Source organism: Brucella grignonensis, assembly GCF_002252505.1.
GTDB classification, from domain to species: domain Bacteria; phylum Pseudomonadota; class Alphaproteobacteria; order Rhizobiales; family Rhizobiaceae; genus Brucella; species Brucella grignonensis.
Window position 1 is genome coordinate 1 of sequence record NZ_NNRL01000154.1, and the last position, 15,773, is coordinate 15,773.

Genomic DNA, 15,773 nt, shown 5'->3' on the forward strand with positions numbered 1-15,773 from the left:
CGCAGCTGTACCCGAAGCTACAAGAGCCACCGACATGGCGAGCGCTGAAGCGGCGCCAAAGAATTTAGAACTTGCCGTCATAGGCTTTCCGAACCTTCGTTTCTTTCTGTCCCCGGGGCGAATTTCCCAGAAATGCACGTATAGATACAACCGTAATAGCCGGTTTTTCTATACAAGCAAGCGTCACGGTTAAAATCTGTTTACTTAAGCAACCAGCGTGACATCCGTGCCACGCGATTTAACGGTTATGGTAAACAAATCACTACGCTTTTCCAGTCCTCACTCCCAACGTTCATTTCTGATTAACACCTCTACACAGCTTTCGCCGTGCGTAGCGCTTCTTGCGGTGGATAGTCTCGCCAGATCAGCAGCGCGACCCAGTTCCCCGTCAACCAGCCGGACAGTGATCTAGCAGGCAAACAGGTCGTTGAAAAGTACGAACCCCATGAATCCCATCACAACGAGGAATCCAACACGATAAAAAATTTCCTGCGCCCAAACAGACACAGGGCTGCCCTTGATCGCTTCCACGGCATAGAAAACCAAGTGCCCACCATCCAGCGGCGGCAAGGGAAACAGGTTCAAAAGCCCGATACCGATGGAGAGCATCGCAGTCAGCTGGATAAGCCAGTCAAATCCCTGACTTGCGGCCTTACCCGCCATATTGGCAATTTTCACCGGTCCGCCGAGCTGGCATTTATCTTCACGACCAACGGCAAAGCGTTGAAAAAACTCGCCAGTCCGGCTGATGATATGCCCGGTTTCAACAATAGCCTGCCCGACTGATTCGAGCGGACCATATTCAATGCGGCGGAAATTTCCGACCGCCTGCGTGGTTTCCACGCCGATCGCTCCCATCTTGACCTTGTTGCCCAGAGGATCAGTACGTTCAACGAGCGCAGGCGTGGCCTTCAGGTCCACCATCTTGCCATTGCGCTCGACAGTGAAGTCCAGCACATCGCCCGAACGACCAGAAACAATCCGCTGAACATCGGAGAAAGTTGTAATCTTCTCCCCATTAACACTAACAAAGCGGTCACCCGGCTCGAACCCGGCTTCAGCAGCCGGGCTGCCCGGCTGAACGCCGGCGACAAGCGGATCGGCAATCTGCCGACCATAGAGCGCAAAGAACACGCTGAAGATGACAACCGTAAGAATGATGTTGAAAGCAGGGCCAGCAAAAACCGTCGCAGCGCGTTTCCAGACCGGCTGAGTATGGAAAGCCCTGCTCTGTTCTTCTGCGCTGAGATTGGAGTTATCCACACCCACAGGTGAGCTCGTAGCACTTTCATCGCCCAGAAACTTTACGTAGCCGCCAAGGGGAATCGCCGAAAGCTTCCAACGTGTACCGTGCTTATCGGTAAAACCGATCAGTTCAGGTCCGAATCCTACAGAGAAGGCGCTTGCACCAATGCCGCACCAGCGGCCCACGAGATAGTGCCCCATTTCGTGCACGAAAACGACGACCGTCAGCACAAACAGAAATGGAATTATGGTTCCGACAAGCAGACTTTCACTGCCGATAAAAAAGGCCAGAGCCTCCTGCAAATCACCACTCCTACGAATTCATACGCTCTCAGAAACTAAAAAAGATTGCAGATGGCACATCTGGTTCGGCGATAATGGCACCAAAGAGGTATAGAAGTGCTGCCGCCGCCACAAGTCCGTCTACCCGATCCAGAACACCGCCATGTCCCGGCAAAAGACGCCCTGAATCCTTTGCGCCGAACTGACGCTTTACCCATGATTCTGCAAGATCGCCGATCTGCGAAACGATAGACAGCAAAAGGGCAAGCAATGGCACGATCCAACTACCGGGAGCGGCCACAAGCGAGGCGACCAGAATGCCACCGGCAACAGCTGCCGCAGCACCACCCAAAGCCCCTGACCAGGTCTTGTTTGGCGAAAAGCGCGGTGCAAGCTTGGGGCCGCCCAAAGCGCGTCCATTGAAATAAGCTGCAATATCAGTCGACCATACGACCGCAAAAAGGAAACATATAGCTGTGAAACCGAACGGCTCATCGCCACGCAGCAGCGAAAGGGAGATAGCTGAAAAACCAGCATAGAAAAGACCCGCAGCAGGCCATCCGCGCCCGGTCTTCCACTGGGTTGCCAAAAGAATGATACAACCGGCAAGCAACACGCCAATTGTCAGCAAAGCGCTTCGATCAAGAATCAGAAGAATGAAGGTGGCAAGCAGCCAGACCCAACCGAAAATGCGTGAGAATGACGTCTGCTTCGTCGCACTGAGTTCAGTCCACTCATAAAACATCGCCAACCCAATGACGATAGAAAACAGGGTGAACCCCAACCCGCCTATCCAGGTCAGCCAGAGGGCCGCGGTGCCGAGAACTATGGCAGTCAGAATACGAGTTTGCAGATTTGACATTTATACCCTTCGATGGAGCGGACAGGCCGCATCAAACCGCTGCACCTTTTGCTGACGTGCATTCGATTGCGGGTGAACACTCTTCGAGCTTGTCGCGCACTTCCACGCCACCGAAACGGCGCTCGCGCTGACGGAAGACTTCGTAGGCTGTATCGAGATCGGCAGGCTTGAAGTCTGGCCAGTGGCCAGGAACAAACAGAAATTCTGCATAAGCAGCCTGCCAAAGCAGAAAATTGGAAAGCCGCATTTCTCCGCTCGTGCGAATGATCAAATCCGGGTCGGGAATACCTGCGGTGTCCAGATTGGCAGAGATCAGTTCAGCAGAAATAGATGACGGGTCAAGACGTCCTGCAGCGACATCACGCGCCAGACTTTTGACTGCACGCGCAATTTCATCACGCGAACCGTAATTGAAAGCAATAATCAGATTAAGGCCAGTGTTGTGCCGCGTCAGTGTCTCGGCTTCACCGAGCAATCCGCAAATATCGGCTGCCAACCCTTCCCGCTCGCCAATAATCCGCACCCGAACATTATTGCGATGCAGCTCGGCAAGGTCGCGACGGATAAAAAGCTTCAGCAACCCCATAAGGTCGCCGACTTCACCGCTCGGACGTGACCAGTTCTCGGAAGAAAATGCAAAAAGGGTAAGATAGCCAAGGCCGCGATCACCCGCGCCCCTCACTGTCTCGCGTAAAGCTTCAACTCCGGCTCTGTGCCCGGCGCTGCGCGGCAAACCGCGTGCCTTCGCCCAACGGCCATTGCCATCCATAATAATGGCTATGTGGCGCGGATCGGACATGGCAAAGCTCTCCTCATTGATAAATCATGCACAGCCAGTGCCTAACGTCATAAATCTTTAGCGCTTCAAAAAACGCAATCAGAATTTCATAACTTACCAGACACTGGCAACAAATTGTTTCTAGTAACACTTGGTTTCAAAGCCTGTATTCGATCATCATATGAAATCGTGCAGACTTTGAAATCAGGAAACTAGACCTGCATGATCTCGCCTTCCTTGACCGAAACGATCTTATCCATTTCGGCGATCGTATCATCAGTGAGCTTCTGAACCTTTTCAGAAAGACCGCGGCTGTCATCCTGGCTGATGTCGCCGTCTTTCTCGAGCTTCTTCAGCGTGTCCATACCGTCGCGGCGAACGTGACGCGCAGCAATACGGCCCTGTTCAGCATACTGATGTGCGATCTTGACCAGCTCTTTACGGCGCTGTTCATTGAGTTCTGGCAAAGGAATGCGAAGCGTCATGCCATCGGTGATTGGATTGAGGCCAAGACCGGAATCACGAATCGCGCGCTCAACCGCGCCGACCATGGTCTTGTCCCAAACAGAAACCGAAAGCATACGCGATTCAGGCACAGTAATATTGGCAACCTGATTGATCGGCATTTCAGATCCATAAGCCGTAATCGTGATTGGTTCGAGCAAGCTTGCAGAAGCGCGGCCCGTACGCAGACCACCAAGGTCATGCTTCAGGGCATTGACTGCGCCTTCCATGCGTCGCTTCAGGTCGTTGATGTCAAAAACATCGCTCATACGTGTTCTCCTTCAGTGCGCAACAAGACAAACGATCAATATTGCCGATCAATTATCGGAAACGATCGTGCAACGTCCCTTGCCTTGCAGAATTTCGGCCAAGCCGCCGTTTTCATGGATGGAATAGACTATTATCGGAATGTTGTTCTCACGCGCAAGGGCAACTGCAGCCGTATCCATCACTGCAAGCCCGCGATCGAGAACTTCCTTGTGCGTGAGCGTGTCAAAACGTGTTGCATTCGGCTCTTTCTTCGGGTCGGCCGAATAAATACCGTCAACCTGCGTGCCCTTCAGAAGCGCGTCCGCACCAATTTCGGCAGCGCGCAGTGCTGCGGCCGAGTCTGTTGTGAAGAATGGATTACCGGTGCCACCTGCGAAAATCACAACCTTTCCCTCGTCCATATAAGCAGTCGCCTTTCTTTGGGAGAAGCTCTCGCAGATTTCAGGCATTGCTATGGCGGAAAGAACAACGGCATCCACGCCAATCTTGTGAAGCGAAGTACGCAGAGCCAGAGAATTGATCACCGTTGCAAGCATACCCATGTGGTCGCCGGTGACTCGGTCTCCACCCTTCGAGGCAACTGCTACGCCGCGGAAAATATTTCCGCCGCCAATCACGACCCCCACTTCAACACCCAGATCCCGCGCCTGAGCGATGTCACTGGCAATGCGATCAGCAACCGACACATCAATGCCAAAGCCCTGACTGCCCATCAATGCTTCACCGGATGCTTTGAGGACAACGCGCTTATAGGCGGACTTAACGGGCATGGAGTGTTCTCCGCAGATCATGATCAACTGTTACTATTGGGGTTCCGATACACGAAGGGCACCGCGTTGTCACGCGATGCCCTTCATAATCAAAAGCCTTTTAAGCATTTCCAGCAAAGTGCCTGAGCCTTTTGCATGGGATAATGCGGCAAGACAAAAACAAAATACACTTCGAAAGGCTGTTAGCCCTTGGCAGCAGCAGCAACTTCAGCAGCGAAGTCGCTTTCTTCCTTCTCGATGCCTTCACCGAGAGCGATGCGTGCAAAGCCAATGATCTTCGCAGGAGCGCCGATCGACTTTTCAGCTTCCTTGAGTGCTGCTTCAACAGTCAGGTCTGGATTGATAACGAAAGCCTGCGAAAGAAGAACAACTTCTTCGTAGAACTTGCGCATACGACCTTCGATCATCTTTTCGATGATGTTGTCTGGCTTGCCGGATTCACGAGCCTGCTCGATGAAAATAGCCTTTTCACGCTCAGCAGCAGCCGGATCAACGTCAGCAGCAGTCAGAGCGAGCGGGTTGATCGCAGCAACATGCATTGCAACCTGACGGCCAAATGCGTTTGCAGCTTCCACGTCGCCAGCGGTTTCGATTGCAACGAGAACGCCGAGCTTGCCGAGGCCGTCTGCAACGCCGTTGTGGATGTATGTAGCAACTGCACCCTGCGAAACTTCAAGAGCTGCCGAACGACGGAAGCTGATGTTTTCACCAATGGTTGCAACTGCGTCCTTTGCAGCCTGCGTCACCGACTTGCCGTCAATGTTTGCTTCAGCAACAGCTTCCGACGAACCATCGGTCGACAGAGCAGCCTGAGCGATCTTGCGAACGAGATCCTGGAATGCATCGTTACGAGCAACGAAGTCGGTCTCGGAGTTGACTTCAACAACAACAGCCTTGTTGCCGGAAGCTGCAACACCAACCAGACCTTCAGCAGCCGTACGGCCAGCCTTCTTGTCAGCCTTTGCCATACCCTTGGCGCGCAGCCAGTCAACAGCGGCTTCGATGTCACCGTTGGTTTCAGCAAGCGCTGCCTTGCAGTCCATCATGCCTGCGCCGGTCAGTTCGCGGAGTTCTTTAACCTGTGATGCGGAAATGCTCATTGTGTCGCCTTTCACGAAAGCGAAGGCACACCGGATGGGTGTGCCAACTTTTAACCGACGCTGATTGCATCGGAACGAATGAAGTTATCCACCCGTCATGTGACGGATGGATGAAATTCATGAGCGCTGATTATGCGCCTTCAGCAGGAGCTTCGAGAGCTGGCTCAACAGGAGCTTCAACCTGTGCACCAACGTCGATACCCATAGCGCCCTGCTGACGTGCAATGCCGTCGAGAGCAGCGCGAGCAACCAGATCGCAATAGAGCGAAATAGCGCGCGCAGCGTCGTCGTTGCCTGGAATTGGGTAGTCGATCTGGTCTGGATCGCAGTTCGAATCGATAACAGCAACAACTGGAATGCCAAGACGCTTGGCTTCCTGGATAGCAATTGCTTCCTTGTTGGTGTCGACGATGAACATAAGGTCAGGAACCGAACCCATGTCCTTGATGCCGCCGAGAGCGCGATCAAGCTTTTCGCGTTCGCGTTCGAGGTTCAGACGTTCCTTCTTCGAATAGCCGACTGCGTCGCCTGCGAGAATTTCGTCAAGCTTGCGCAGACGCTGGATCGAGTTCGAGATCGTCTTCCAGTTGGTCATCATGCCGCCGAGCCAGCGGGCATTGACGTAGTACTGAGCCGAACGGGCTGCTGCGTCAGCAATGATGTCCGAAGCCTGACGCTTCGTACCAACGAACAGAACGCGACCGCCGCGAGCAACGGTGTCCGAAACGACCTTCAGCGCGTTATGCAGCAGAGGAACGGTCTGTGACAGATCGAGAATGTGGATATTGTTGCGGTCGCCATAGATGTAAGGAGCCATCTTTGGGTTCCAGCGGTGGGTCTGGTGACCGAAGTGAACACCAGCTTCCAGAAGCTGACGCATGCTGAATTCAGGCAATGCCATCTGTATTTTCCTTTTCCGGTTGAACCTCCACGGGCTGAGGCGATTACTCGCCACCGGAGGCTGAGGCAGGATTTCTCCCTGCAAAAGCCCAATCCCGTGTGTGGAATAGGCGCGCTGTTAACTTATCGCGCCAATAAATGCAAGCCCTGCATCTGCATTACAAAATTGAAAACACGGTTACATAGCTTCAGGAGAGATCGTATTTCTCTCTCCATATATATGGAACCCCTTTTTAAAGCGCACCCCAAAGACCTTAAACGAGCGTCGAGATACGCTTCGCTTTCTATTGTGTAGCAGGCAATGCCGATGAGTGATGACTGGTAATCAGCCACGCTCTGCCGTTCCATGCATAAGTAAAGGTAAAGCGAGCTGCGGCCTTTGTGCCGTCTTTAAAGCTGAATGTATAGTTTCCCGTATCGATGGCATCATTACATCCGATACGAATTTTCCGGCTGTCGATACGACCGACGGGGCCTTTTTTCAGAAAGCTCTTGAAGTAATCAATGCGCTCCTCATCCGTCAGGCGAACCTTGCTCGACAATGTTGGCAGAAGCACAGCATCATGCGTGTAGTTATGGGCAACTCTGCGCGGATCACCCGTTTTAAGAGATGCATTCCAGCGATCAAAAAGCGCTGCGACCTGTGCTTTGTTGATAGCCTTACACTGCATTAGTGTAGCACGCGGCAGAGAATTACTTTTGCCATTTGCATAAAAAGAATAAGTCGATGCAGTAATAAGCAATAATGCAAATAATGGAATTTTCCCCATATCAGCACCTGATAAAATAATATTGTTTAATTATTTGAAATAAAAATAGCGCTGCCATAATAATGACAGCGCCAATAAAATACAAGTTACTCTATTAAATAAAAGATAACCTACTTATCGCACGCACTCTTATCCGCTTTATCATCATACACATCAAGCTTGACCAGTTTCCCACGCATGGAGAAATCACCATAATCCATGGTCAGATCGCGCGTGATGCCGTTTCGGTAGAGCTTGAAGTTGATGCGATAGATCGGCAGACCATCCTGCTTTTCCTTGTCATCGAAATAGGAAATCGTCACCGGCCAGACATTGTCCTTCGTGAACTTGCCCATAGCCTTGGTTTCGTCGCCGTTGGCTTCCTGCTCCTTGCCGACAACAACCGTCGTTGCGACAACACGATCGGCATCTTCCGACGCATCATAAAGAGAAGTCTGGTAGAACTTCTCACCTGCTTGTGCCTTTCCGATCAGCTCTTCCATATGAGTCGTCGGGAATTGTGTCGCCTTCAGATCGATATTGTCTTCTTTGGGCTTGGACAGGGAGACAACCGTCTTGCCGCCTTCAACCTTGGCATCGCCGCGCACTTCCTTGACCAGTTCCTTATCGACAAAGGTCTTGTTGACGAAACGGAAGTCCTTGCCGTTGCCGCTTTCAAAGGTCGTCGTCTGCTGATCGGTCACCCGCTGTGGCTGCTCATCCATATCGATGCGCGTTACGAAACGAAAATTCGTCGTATAACCTTCGCAGGCCGAGCCGTTGAACTCATAGACCATACGACCGGTAAGTCCACTGATCCCGGATTTTTCATCGGCTCGATCCAATGTGAGATCATACACTGCGCGATGCGGAACCAACGCAACCGTTGAAGCAGCGGCGGCAACGCCGACCGAACTACCCCAAACGCAAACCGCTGCTCCGCTTGCTGCAAATGCCATACTCAAAAAACGCATACATGAATCTCCCGATCTGTTGAGGAGCATGATAAAAAAACTCATGGCGGAAGCGAGGCAAAAAACGCACCCTCCCCAAAAGCTTCACCGATTCTATCTCATATATCGGGTGCGAAAGGCGTTAAGTTAGTAAGGATTAATGGAATGACCGACACAATCGACAGCCGTCTTAAAAATCTGGGTATATCTTTGCCAGAAGCCGCAGCACCAGCTGCAAACTACGTACCTTTCGCACAAACGGGCTCTCTGCTGCTCACATCGGGCCAGCTTCCGCTCGAAAATGGCAAGCTCGTACACACCGGCCAGGTTGGCGATGCACTTACCGTTGCACATGGTCAGGCTGCAGCGCGCGCATGTGCCGTCAATATATTGGCGCAGGCAAAGGCAGCCCTCGGTGACCTGAACCGCATAAAGCGGATCGTAAAAATCACCGTATTCGTTTCCTCAACCGCCGATTTCGTCGAACAGCACCTAGTTGCCAATGGCGCATCTGATCTTCTCGTCGCAGTCCTTGGCGATGCGGGCAAGCATGCACGCTCGGCCGTCGGCGTTGCAAGCCTGCCGCTCAATGCACCGGTTGAAATCGAAGCAATCATCGAGGTTGCATAATGTCATCTCCTGAATGGCTCAAAAAACAGCCAATTGCGCATCGTGGCCTGCACGATCTCAACAATGAGCGCTGGGAAAACACGCTCGCAGCCTTTGATGCTGCCGCAAAAGCAGGCTTTGCAATCGAATGCGACGTACATCTCACCAAGGATGGCGGTGTCATCGTTTTTCATGATGACGACCTCAAGCGCCTCGCCGGGCGCGAAGGCCGCATCAGTGACCTCACACTTACAGAAGCCTCTGAGCTGCGCATTGGCGGCACTCAAGATCATGCGCCGACACTGCGCCAGATGCTTGAGCTCGTTGCCGGTCGTGTGCCGGTCGTCATCGAGCTTAAGGGCATTGAAGGCCGTGACGATGGTCTGGTTGCCGCTGTAGCCAAAGAGCTGGCCTCCTATAACGGCGAAGCGGCGATCATGTCATTCGACCACCACCTGGTTCGATTGTTTGCAAGCGACGCGCCAGGAATTCCCGGCGGACTGACTGCGGAAGGCACGCGCACCAAGGATTTTGAAGCCCACTTCTCGATGCTCGCGCATCAGATTTCCTTCGTGTCTTACAATGTGCATCATCTGCCGAATCCGTTTGTCAGCTTTGTGCGCGAAAAGCTCAACCTTCCGGTTATCAGCTGGACAGTCCGCGATGCGGAGACCAAGAAGCATAGCGATCTCAACGTGGATCAGATTACCTTTGAAGGTTTCGATCCTCGGTCGATGTTGGCTTAACAGGAAAATTCGGCGATGGGCGACGATGAAAGGCAGACAGAGCAAAGCTTCGTTCTCCGCGTCGTCGAAGGCATCGGCGATTTCTCGGAAGACGAATGGAACCGCCTTGCCGGCACGTCCCGGCAAGGCGGAAACTACAATCCCTTTATTTCTCGCGCCTTTCTGAACGCACTCGAACAATCCGGATCCGTGTCGCAGCATGCGGGCTGGTTGCCGCGACATCTGCGCCTTGAAGACGACAAGGGCTATCTTATCGGCGCTGTGCCAAACTACCTCAAGGGGCATAGTCAGGGCGAATATGTCTTCGACCATGGTTGGGCCGATGCCTTCGAGCGCGCTGGCGGGCGCTACTACCCCAAGTTTCAGGCTTCAATTCCTTTCACGCCTGCAACGGGCCCACGCTTACTCCATCACGCAGAGTTTGAACCCGATGCGGTTCAACTTGCTCTCGCAAACGGGCTACGCCAATTGACGGACCAGACCGGTGCGTCTTCAGCTCATGTCACTTTTGCGCCGAAAAGCGAGATTTTTGCGCTTGAATCGGCTAATTTTCTGCATCGGACGGATCAACAGTTTCATTTCATAAACAATGGCTTTTCCAAGTATGATGACTTTCTAAATGAGCTCGTTTCCAGAAAGCGCAAAGCACTCAAAAAAGAACGGCGCGACGCTCTTTCAGAAGGCATTGAAGTCGACTGGCTGACCGGTAGCGATCTGACTGAAGCCGTATGGGATGACTTTTTTGAGTTCTACATCGATACCGGCAGCCGCAAATGGGGACGTCCTTACCTCAACCGTAAGTTTTTCTCGCTGATTGGCGAGACGATGGCCGACGACATATTGCTCGTCATGGCGCGTCGCGACAGACGCTATATCGCAGGCGCGATCAATTTCATTGGCAGCGACACGCTCTATGGACGACACTGGGGCTGTATCGAGGATCATCCCTATCTTCATTTCGAGGTCTGCTACCATCAGGCAATCGACTTCGCGATCAACCGCAAATTACGGATCGTCGAAGCAGGAGCGCAGGGTGAACATAAACTCGCCCGTGGCTATATTCCGATTACAACGCATTCCGCGCATTACATTGCGCATGAAGGTTTCCGTAGAGCGGTTAGCGACTATCTGGAACACGAACGACGCGAAGTTGAACAGATACATGCGGCACTGGAAGAGCATACACCTTTCAGGCACGAATGACCGCCACCACACGAATAAAAGACTGAACTGGAGAAAACAGCATGTCCGCCACCTATGATGACAACAACATCTTCGCAAAAATCCTGCGCGGCGAAATTCCGTCAACGCGTGTTTACGAGACGGATAATGTTGTCGCTTTCATGGATGTCATGCCACAGGGAACGGGTCACACGCTCGTGGTTCCCAAAGCGCCATCCCGCAATCTGCTGGACGCCAAGCCCGAAACTCTGGCTGAAACCATTCAGGTCGTGCAGAAGATCGCCAATGCGGTCAAGAAGGCGTTCAACGCCGATGGCGTCACTGTCATTCAATTCAATGAACCTGCCGCAGGCCAGACAGTTTACCATCTGCACTTCCACGTTATCCCGCGTTTTGAAGGCGTAGAACTCAAGCCACATACGGGGAAAATGGAAGACGCTGCCGTACTTACAGCAAATGCTGAGAAGATCCGCGCAGCACTTTGATGAGAAATGACTTTATAAGCTTAGCAAACCGGCTATCAGCAGCGCTTCTGCTACCAGAATACCGACAAGCAGGCGCTTTCCAGCAATGAGATAGGCGGCAAAGCCAGCCGCAGCTGATCCAACACGCAGCCACATCGGGGAGTTGGCAAGCTCCCCGTTCGGGTACAGAATAAGTTGCGCGATCACACCTGCAACAAGTGCTGTTGCGACACAGCGAACAAACACCAGCACTTCCGAATCTTCGCGTACACGACCGCCAACGATCACCCCCATGACGCGGAAGAAATAAGTCGGAAGCGCGCCTGCAAGCAGGATGAAGACAAACGGCCACCACCAGTCGGAAAAACTATCCCAGTTCATTTGGCCACATCCTTGCCCGGATTACGCGATCGGTGAAAAGCAAACGCAATCAATCCGCCCACGATACCCGTCATCAACAAATCGTAGCCTGGTACGAACTGATGAAAAATCGGGAACAACACGATCCCCGATACCATGGCAATCTGCCCTGCCCGTTCGCGCGCCGAACGCCAGAGTGATGTAAGAAAATACATCGGCGTAAGCATGAAAAGCGCTGCGAACACCACCGGTGGAAATGACGCGGAGAGCAAATAAACCACCGCGACGACCAGCGCATTTGTGCCGACAAGAACCGTACCAATTCCAGCGAAGTAACTTGTACGCATGTCGCGCGGTATATTGCGCAGCTCTTCCATTGCCATGACCCAGGCGGTAACTGCCACAAAATGGCAAAGAGCTGCGAGCGTCAGTTTTCGGGTCTTTGGTCCTTTCAGCTCCGGCAGAAGCGCTACGACCATGGGCATCAAACGGACAGACGACAATCCAACGGCCAATGCTGCCGCAGGGATTGAGGCGCCAGCGCTGATTGCGCCGATCAGAACCACCTTCGCAGGCAGTGCCCAGATGGTCAGCGTCATGAAAACGGCCTGCCCGACAGTTATCCCGCTTTCAATCGCCAATCCTGAAAAGCCAATGAAGGAACTCATCAGCAAGATTGCTGGCACGCTGATAATGCGTCGCGTACCGCGAAAAAACCAACGCAAGGCTTTGGCTTGTTCTGCTGAATGAGGTTGAGAACTGGGGGAGCGACTCGAAGACATATCCTAAAAATAGATCATGACGCAGAAAAGAGCATCTGCATTTAGAGTGCCGATCTGATTGGATCAGATCGGCACTCTAAATATTTGTTTTAACGCGCATCTTTGTCCGAAAACCGTTTCACACTTTTCGGGAGGCACTCTAACGCGACCTGTCCGCTCAAAAACACTTAAAATGAAAAGGCCCTTCCGAAGAAGGGCCTTTCCGTAGAGCTTATTTCTTGCGCGGCACTTTGGGTACTGACGACTTTGCCGTGGTGGATTTGGTTGCAGGCTTGGCAGAGACTTCATCGTCCTTGCCAGCCAGTACCTTTTCCTTCTCGGCCTTTTTAGGTGCGGCTTTCTTGCGCTGCGGAAGCTTCTTTTCCGGAGGAATATCCTTCTTAGGCTTCACAGGCTTGTCAGCGACACTTTCAAGCACGAGATCGGTCTTACCATCGTCCTTCGTCGTTACATCGACCCGGACTGTACCACCATGCTTGAGCTTGCCAAACAGCACTTCATTAGCCAACGGCTTCTTGATGTGCTCCTGAATAACACGAGCCAGCGGACGCGCGCCCATGCGCTCGTCGTACCCCTTGTCCGCAAGCCATGCGATAGCGGCTTCTGTCAGTTCGAAAGTCACACCACGTTCTGCAAGCTGGGCTTCAAGCTGAAGCACAAACTTCTGCACAACCTGATGAATGACAGGCACCGGAAGCGGACCGAACGGCACGATTGCATCGAGACGGTTGCGGAATTCCGGCGTAAACAGCCGGTTGATCGCTTCCATATCGTCGCCTTCGCGGCGTGTAGAACCAAAACCAATCGCAGCCTTTGCCATATCGGCAGCACCGGCATTGGTGGTCATGATCAGAATCACATTGCGGAAGTCGATCTTCTTGCCGTTGTGATCGGTCAGCGAACCATGATCCATGACCTGCAACAAGATGTTGTAAAGGTCTGGATGTGCCTTCTCGATTTCATCGAGCAGCAGCACGCAATGCGGATGCTGATCAACACCATCGGTCAGAAGGCCGCCCTGATCGAAACCGACATAGCCGGGAGGTGCACCGATCAAACGCGATACGGTGTGGCGCTCCATATATTCGGACATGTCGAAACGAAGCAGTTCCACGCCAAGCGAGCTTGCCAGCTGTTTGGCCACTTCCGTCTTACCAACACCTGTTGGACCGGAGAACAGATAAGAACCGATTGGCTTATCCGGCTCACGCAAGCCCGCACGAGCGAGCTTGATTGCAGCCGAAAGTGCTTCAATTGCCAGATCCTGACCATAGACGACTCGCTTGAGTTCCGCATCGAGATGCGAAAGCACAACCTCATCATCCTTGGAAACCGACTTGGGCGGAATCCGCGCCATTGTGGCAATCGTTGCTTCGATTTCCTTCACGCCAATCGTCTTCTTCCGCTTGTTTTCCGGCAGAAGCATCTGGCTTGCACCAGTTTCATCGATCACGTCGATGGCTTTGTCCGGCAACTTGCGGTCCGAGATGTAGCGCGCGGAAAGCTCCACAGCCGACTTGATGGCATCCCCCGTATATTTGACCTTATGGAAGTCTTCAAAATACGGCTTCAGCCCCTTCATGATCTCGATCGCATCGGGGATGGACGGCTCATTGACGTCAATCTTCTGGAAGCGACGAACCAGTGCGCGGTCTTTCTCGAAGAATTGACGATATTCCTTATAGGTGGTCGAACCGATGCAACGGATTGCACCGGAAGACAGCGCAGGCTTGAGCAAGTTCGATGCATCCATTGCACCGCCCGACGTAGCACCTGCGCCGATTACCGTATGAATTTCGTCAATGAAGAGAACCGCACCCGGATAATCTTCGAGCTCTTTCACAACCTGTTTCAAGCGCTCTTCGAAATCACCGCGATAGCGGGTGCCAGCAAGCAGCGTACCCATATCGAGCGAAAAGATCGTAGCATCGGCGAGCGCTTCCGGCACTTCGCCTTCAACGATACGCTTGGCCAGACCTTCGGCAATCGCAGTTTTACCGACGCCAGGATCACCCACATAGAGCGGATTGTTCTTCGAGCGACGGCAAAGAACCTGAATGGTGCGGCTGATTTCGCTGTCACGTCCGATGAGCGGATCGATGCGACCGGATTTGGCTTTTTCGTTCAGATTGACGCAATAGGCAGAAAGAGCATCCTGCTTTTTCTTTGCGCCTTCTTCCGGCTCTACACTTGTGCGCTCTTCGCTGGCGCTTTCCGCACCACGCGGCGTGCGTGGTTCGCTGCTCTGTGTACGCTTCGAAATGCCGTGCGAGATATAATTGACGGCATCATAACGCGTCATCTGCTGTTCCTGCAGGAAGTAAGCAGCATGGCTTTCACGCTCCGCGAAAATGGCAACGAGCACATTTGCGCCAGTCACTTCCTCACGGTTTGAGGACTGAACGTGGATAACTGCGCGTTGAATCACGCGCTGGAAAGCTGCCGTGGGTTTGGAATCCTCATCATAGCCTGTGACGAGGTTATCCAGTTCACGGTCGATGTAATCTGTAACGATCCGTTTGAGATGCTCCAGATCGACGTTACAGGCGCGCATCACTGCACCTGCATCCTGATCGTCGATCAGGGCAAGCAAAAGGTGTTCGAGCGTCGCATACTCGTGATGCCGCTCGTTCGCGATGGTAAGCGCCTGATGCAGCGCCCTTTCAAGGCTGGGAGAAAACGATGGCATATGACCTCACTTTTTCTCCATTACACATTGTAATGGATGCTGGTTTTGGCGGGCAAAATCCATGACCTGACTAACCTTGGTCTCGGCAACTTCGTATGTAAATACGCCGCACTCGCCGACACCGTGGTTATGAACATGCAACATGATACGCGTCGCATCGTCCATGTTTTTTTGAAAAAAACGCTGCAGGACATGAATGACAAACTCCATGGGAGTATAGTCATCATTGAGAAGCAGGACGCGATAGAGGCTTGGCTTCTTTGTTTTCGGCTGCGTACGCGTGACCACCACGGTGCCGTTGTCCGGTCCGTTCCCGCCGTTGGTCTTGCTCTGCATGACTGGATTAGAATGCCGCATAAAAACTATCACCCAATGCCCAGTTTGAGGACCCAGACATCTGGACCCTACTATCTGCCTGCTTGCCCATATATGTAGGACGTCATGCGCTGATTTTAAGCCCTTCGGCGACACTTGCAACCGAGACTTATGACAAGCCGCAGCATTGGCACAATTATCTCAATAAGTTTA

At 52.7% G+C, this 15,773-nt stretch carries 18 protein-coding genes; 5 read left to right on the plus strand and 13 right to left on the minus strand.

Annotated elements, in window-relative coordinates:
* A partial coding sequence (locus CEV33_RS24230; protein ID WP_208620166.1) for a hypothetical protein occupies window positions 1–193 on the plus strand: 193 nt, incomplete at its 5' end.
* 215 nt (window positions 194–408) lie between these two features.
* Here the strand turns inward: CEV33_RS24230 and rseP are convergent.
* The 9 genes from rseP to eipB all read right to left on the minus strand — a co-directional run bounded on the left by rseP (window position 409) and on the right by eipB (window position 8,434).
* The gene (rseP, locus tag CEV33_RS06685; protein ID WP_094539705.1) at window positions 409–1,548 is read right to left on the minus strand and encodes an RIP metalloprotease RseP; all 1,140 of its coding nucleotides are present in this window, start codon (window positions 1,546–1,548) and stop codon (window positions 409–411) included.
* 28 nt (window positions 1,549–1,576) lie between these two features.
* Window positions 1,577–2,389, minus strand: coding sequence for a phosphatidate cytidylyltransferase (locus CEV33_RS06690; RefSeq protein ID WP_094539706.1), 813 nt, complete (start codon window positions 2,387–2,389; stop codon window positions 1,577–1,579).
* A gap of 31 nt (window positions 2,390–2,420) precedes the next feature.
* Window positions 2,421–3,209, minus strand: a complete 789-nt coding sequence (locus tag CEV33_RS06695) for an isoprenyl transferase (protein WP_268875803.1) — start codon at window positions 3,207–3,209, stop codon at window positions 2,421–2,423.
* A 170-nt stretch (window positions 3,210–3,379) separates the two neighbouring features.
* A complete protein-coding gene (gene frr, locus CEV33_RS06700; RefSeq protein ID WP_094539708.1) occupies window positions 3,380–3,940 on the minus strand; it encodes a ribosome recycling factor in 561 nt (186 codons plus the stop codon).
* Window positions 3,941–3,988: 48 nt separating this feature from the next.
* Window positions 3,989–4,711 carry a UMP kinase gene (pyrH, locus tag CEV33_RS06705; RefSeq protein ID WP_094539709.1) on the minus strand — a complete coding sequence of 241 codons (723 nt, stop codon included), beginning with the start codon at window positions 4,709–4,711 and terminating at the stop codon, window positions 3,989–3,991.
* Between the two features lie 182 nt (window positions 4,712–4,893).
* The gene (gene tsf / locus CEV33_RS06710; RefSeq protein ID WP_094539710.1) at window positions 4,894–5,811 is read right to left on the minus strand and encodes a translation elongation factor Ts; all 918 of its coding nucleotides are present in this window, start codon (window positions 5,809–5,811) and stop codon (window positions 4,894–4,896) included.
* A gap of 130 nt (window positions 5,812–5,941) precedes the next feature.
* The gene (gene rpsB / locus CEV33_RS06715) at window positions 5,942–6,712 is read right to left on the minus strand and encodes a 30S ribosomal protein S2 (protein WP_094539711.1); all 771 of its coding nucleotides are present in this window, start codon (window positions 6,710–6,712) and stop codon (window positions 5,942–5,944) included.
* Between the two features lie 283 nt (window positions 6,713–6,995).
* A complete protein-coding gene (locus CEV33_RS06720; protein WP_208620167.1) occupies window positions 6,996–7,382 on the minus strand; it encodes an SgcJ/EcaC family oxidoreductase in 387 nt (128 codons plus the stop codon).
* 209 nt (window positions 7,383–7,591) lie between these two features.
* Window positions 7,592–8,434: a cell envelope integrity protein EipB gene (gene eipB, locus CEV33_RS06725; RefSeq protein ID WP_094539713.1), complete on the minus strand. Its 843-nt coding sequence runs from the start codon at window positions 8,432–8,434 to the stop codon at window positions 7,592–7,594.
* Window positions 8,435–8,578: 144 nt separating this feature from the next.
* On the opposite strand from eipB, the gene CEV33_RS06730 reads away from it, so the two are divergent.
* From CEV33_RS06730 to CEV33_RS06745, 4 genes are read left to right on the plus strand one after another with little or no spacing between them, the layout of a single operon-like run.
* The gene (locus tag CEV33_RS06730; RefSeq protein WP_024897077.1) at window positions 8,579–9,043 is read left to right on the plus strand and encodes a RidA family protein; all 465 of its coding nucleotides are present in this window, start codon (window positions 8,579–8,581) and stop codon (window positions 9,041–9,043) included.
* Complete coding sequence (locus tag CEV33_RS06735) at window positions 9,043–9,768, plus strand: glycerophosphodiester phosphodiesterase (protein ID WP_094539714.1); 726 nt, start codon at window positions 9,043–9,045, stop codon at window positions 9,766–9,768. The genes CEV33_RS06730 and CEV33_RS06735 overlap by 1 nt, the downstream gene beginning before the upstream one ends.
* 15 nt (window positions 9,769–9,783) lie before the next feature.
* On the plus strand, window positions 9,784–10,971 hold the full coding sequence (locus CEV33_RS06740; RefSeq protein WP_094539715.1) for a GNAT family N-acetyltransferase: 1,188 nt from the start codon (window positions 9,784–9,786) through the stop codon (window positions 10,969–10,971).
* A 41-nt stretch (window positions 10,972–11,012) separates the two neighbouring features.
* Window positions 11,013–11,435 (plus strand): HIT family protein, encoded by a 423-nt coding sequence (locus CEV33_RS06745; RefSeq protein ID WP_094539716.1) that lies wholly within the window; start codon window positions 11,013–11,015, stop codon window positions 11,433–11,435.
* A gap of 12 nt (window positions 11,436–11,447) precedes the next feature.
* Here the strand turns inward: CEV33_RS06745 and CEV33_RS06750 are convergent, their stop codons facing one another.
* The 4 genes from CEV33_RS06750 to clpS all read right to left on the minus strand — a co-directional run bounded on the left by CEV33_RS06750 (window position 11,448) and on the right by clpS (window position 15,602).
* A complete protein-coding gene (locus CEV33_RS06750) occupies window positions 11,448–11,795 on the minus strand; it encodes an AzlD domain-containing protein (protein ID WP_094539717.1) in 348 nt (115 codons plus the stop codon).
* Entirely contained in the window at window positions 11,792–12,442 is a 651-nt protein-coding gene (locus tag CEV33_RS06755) for an AzlC family ABC transporter permease (RefSeq protein WP_235818375.1), read from the minus strand. The genes CEV33_RS06750 and CEV33_RS06755 overlap by 4 nt, the downstream gene beginning before the upstream one ends.
* Before the next feature lie 325 nt (window positions 12,443–12,767).
* Window positions 12,768–15,245: an ATP-dependent Clp protease ATP-binding subunit ClpA gene (gene clpA / locus CEV33_RS06760; protein WP_094539719.1), complete on the minus strand. Its 2,478-nt coding sequence runs from the start codon at window positions 15,243–15,245 to the stop codon at window positions 12,768–12,770.
* Window positions 15,246–15,251: 6 nt separating this feature from the next.
* The gene (gene clpS, locus CEV33_RS06765) at window positions 15,252–15,602 is read right to left on the minus strand and encodes an ATP-dependent Clp protease adapter ClpS (RefSeq protein ID WP_024897070.1); all 351 of its coding nucleotides are present in this window, start codon (window positions 15,600–15,602) and stop codon (window positions 15,252–15,254) included.
* Between the last annotated feature and the right edge of the window lie 171 nt (window positions 15,603–15,773).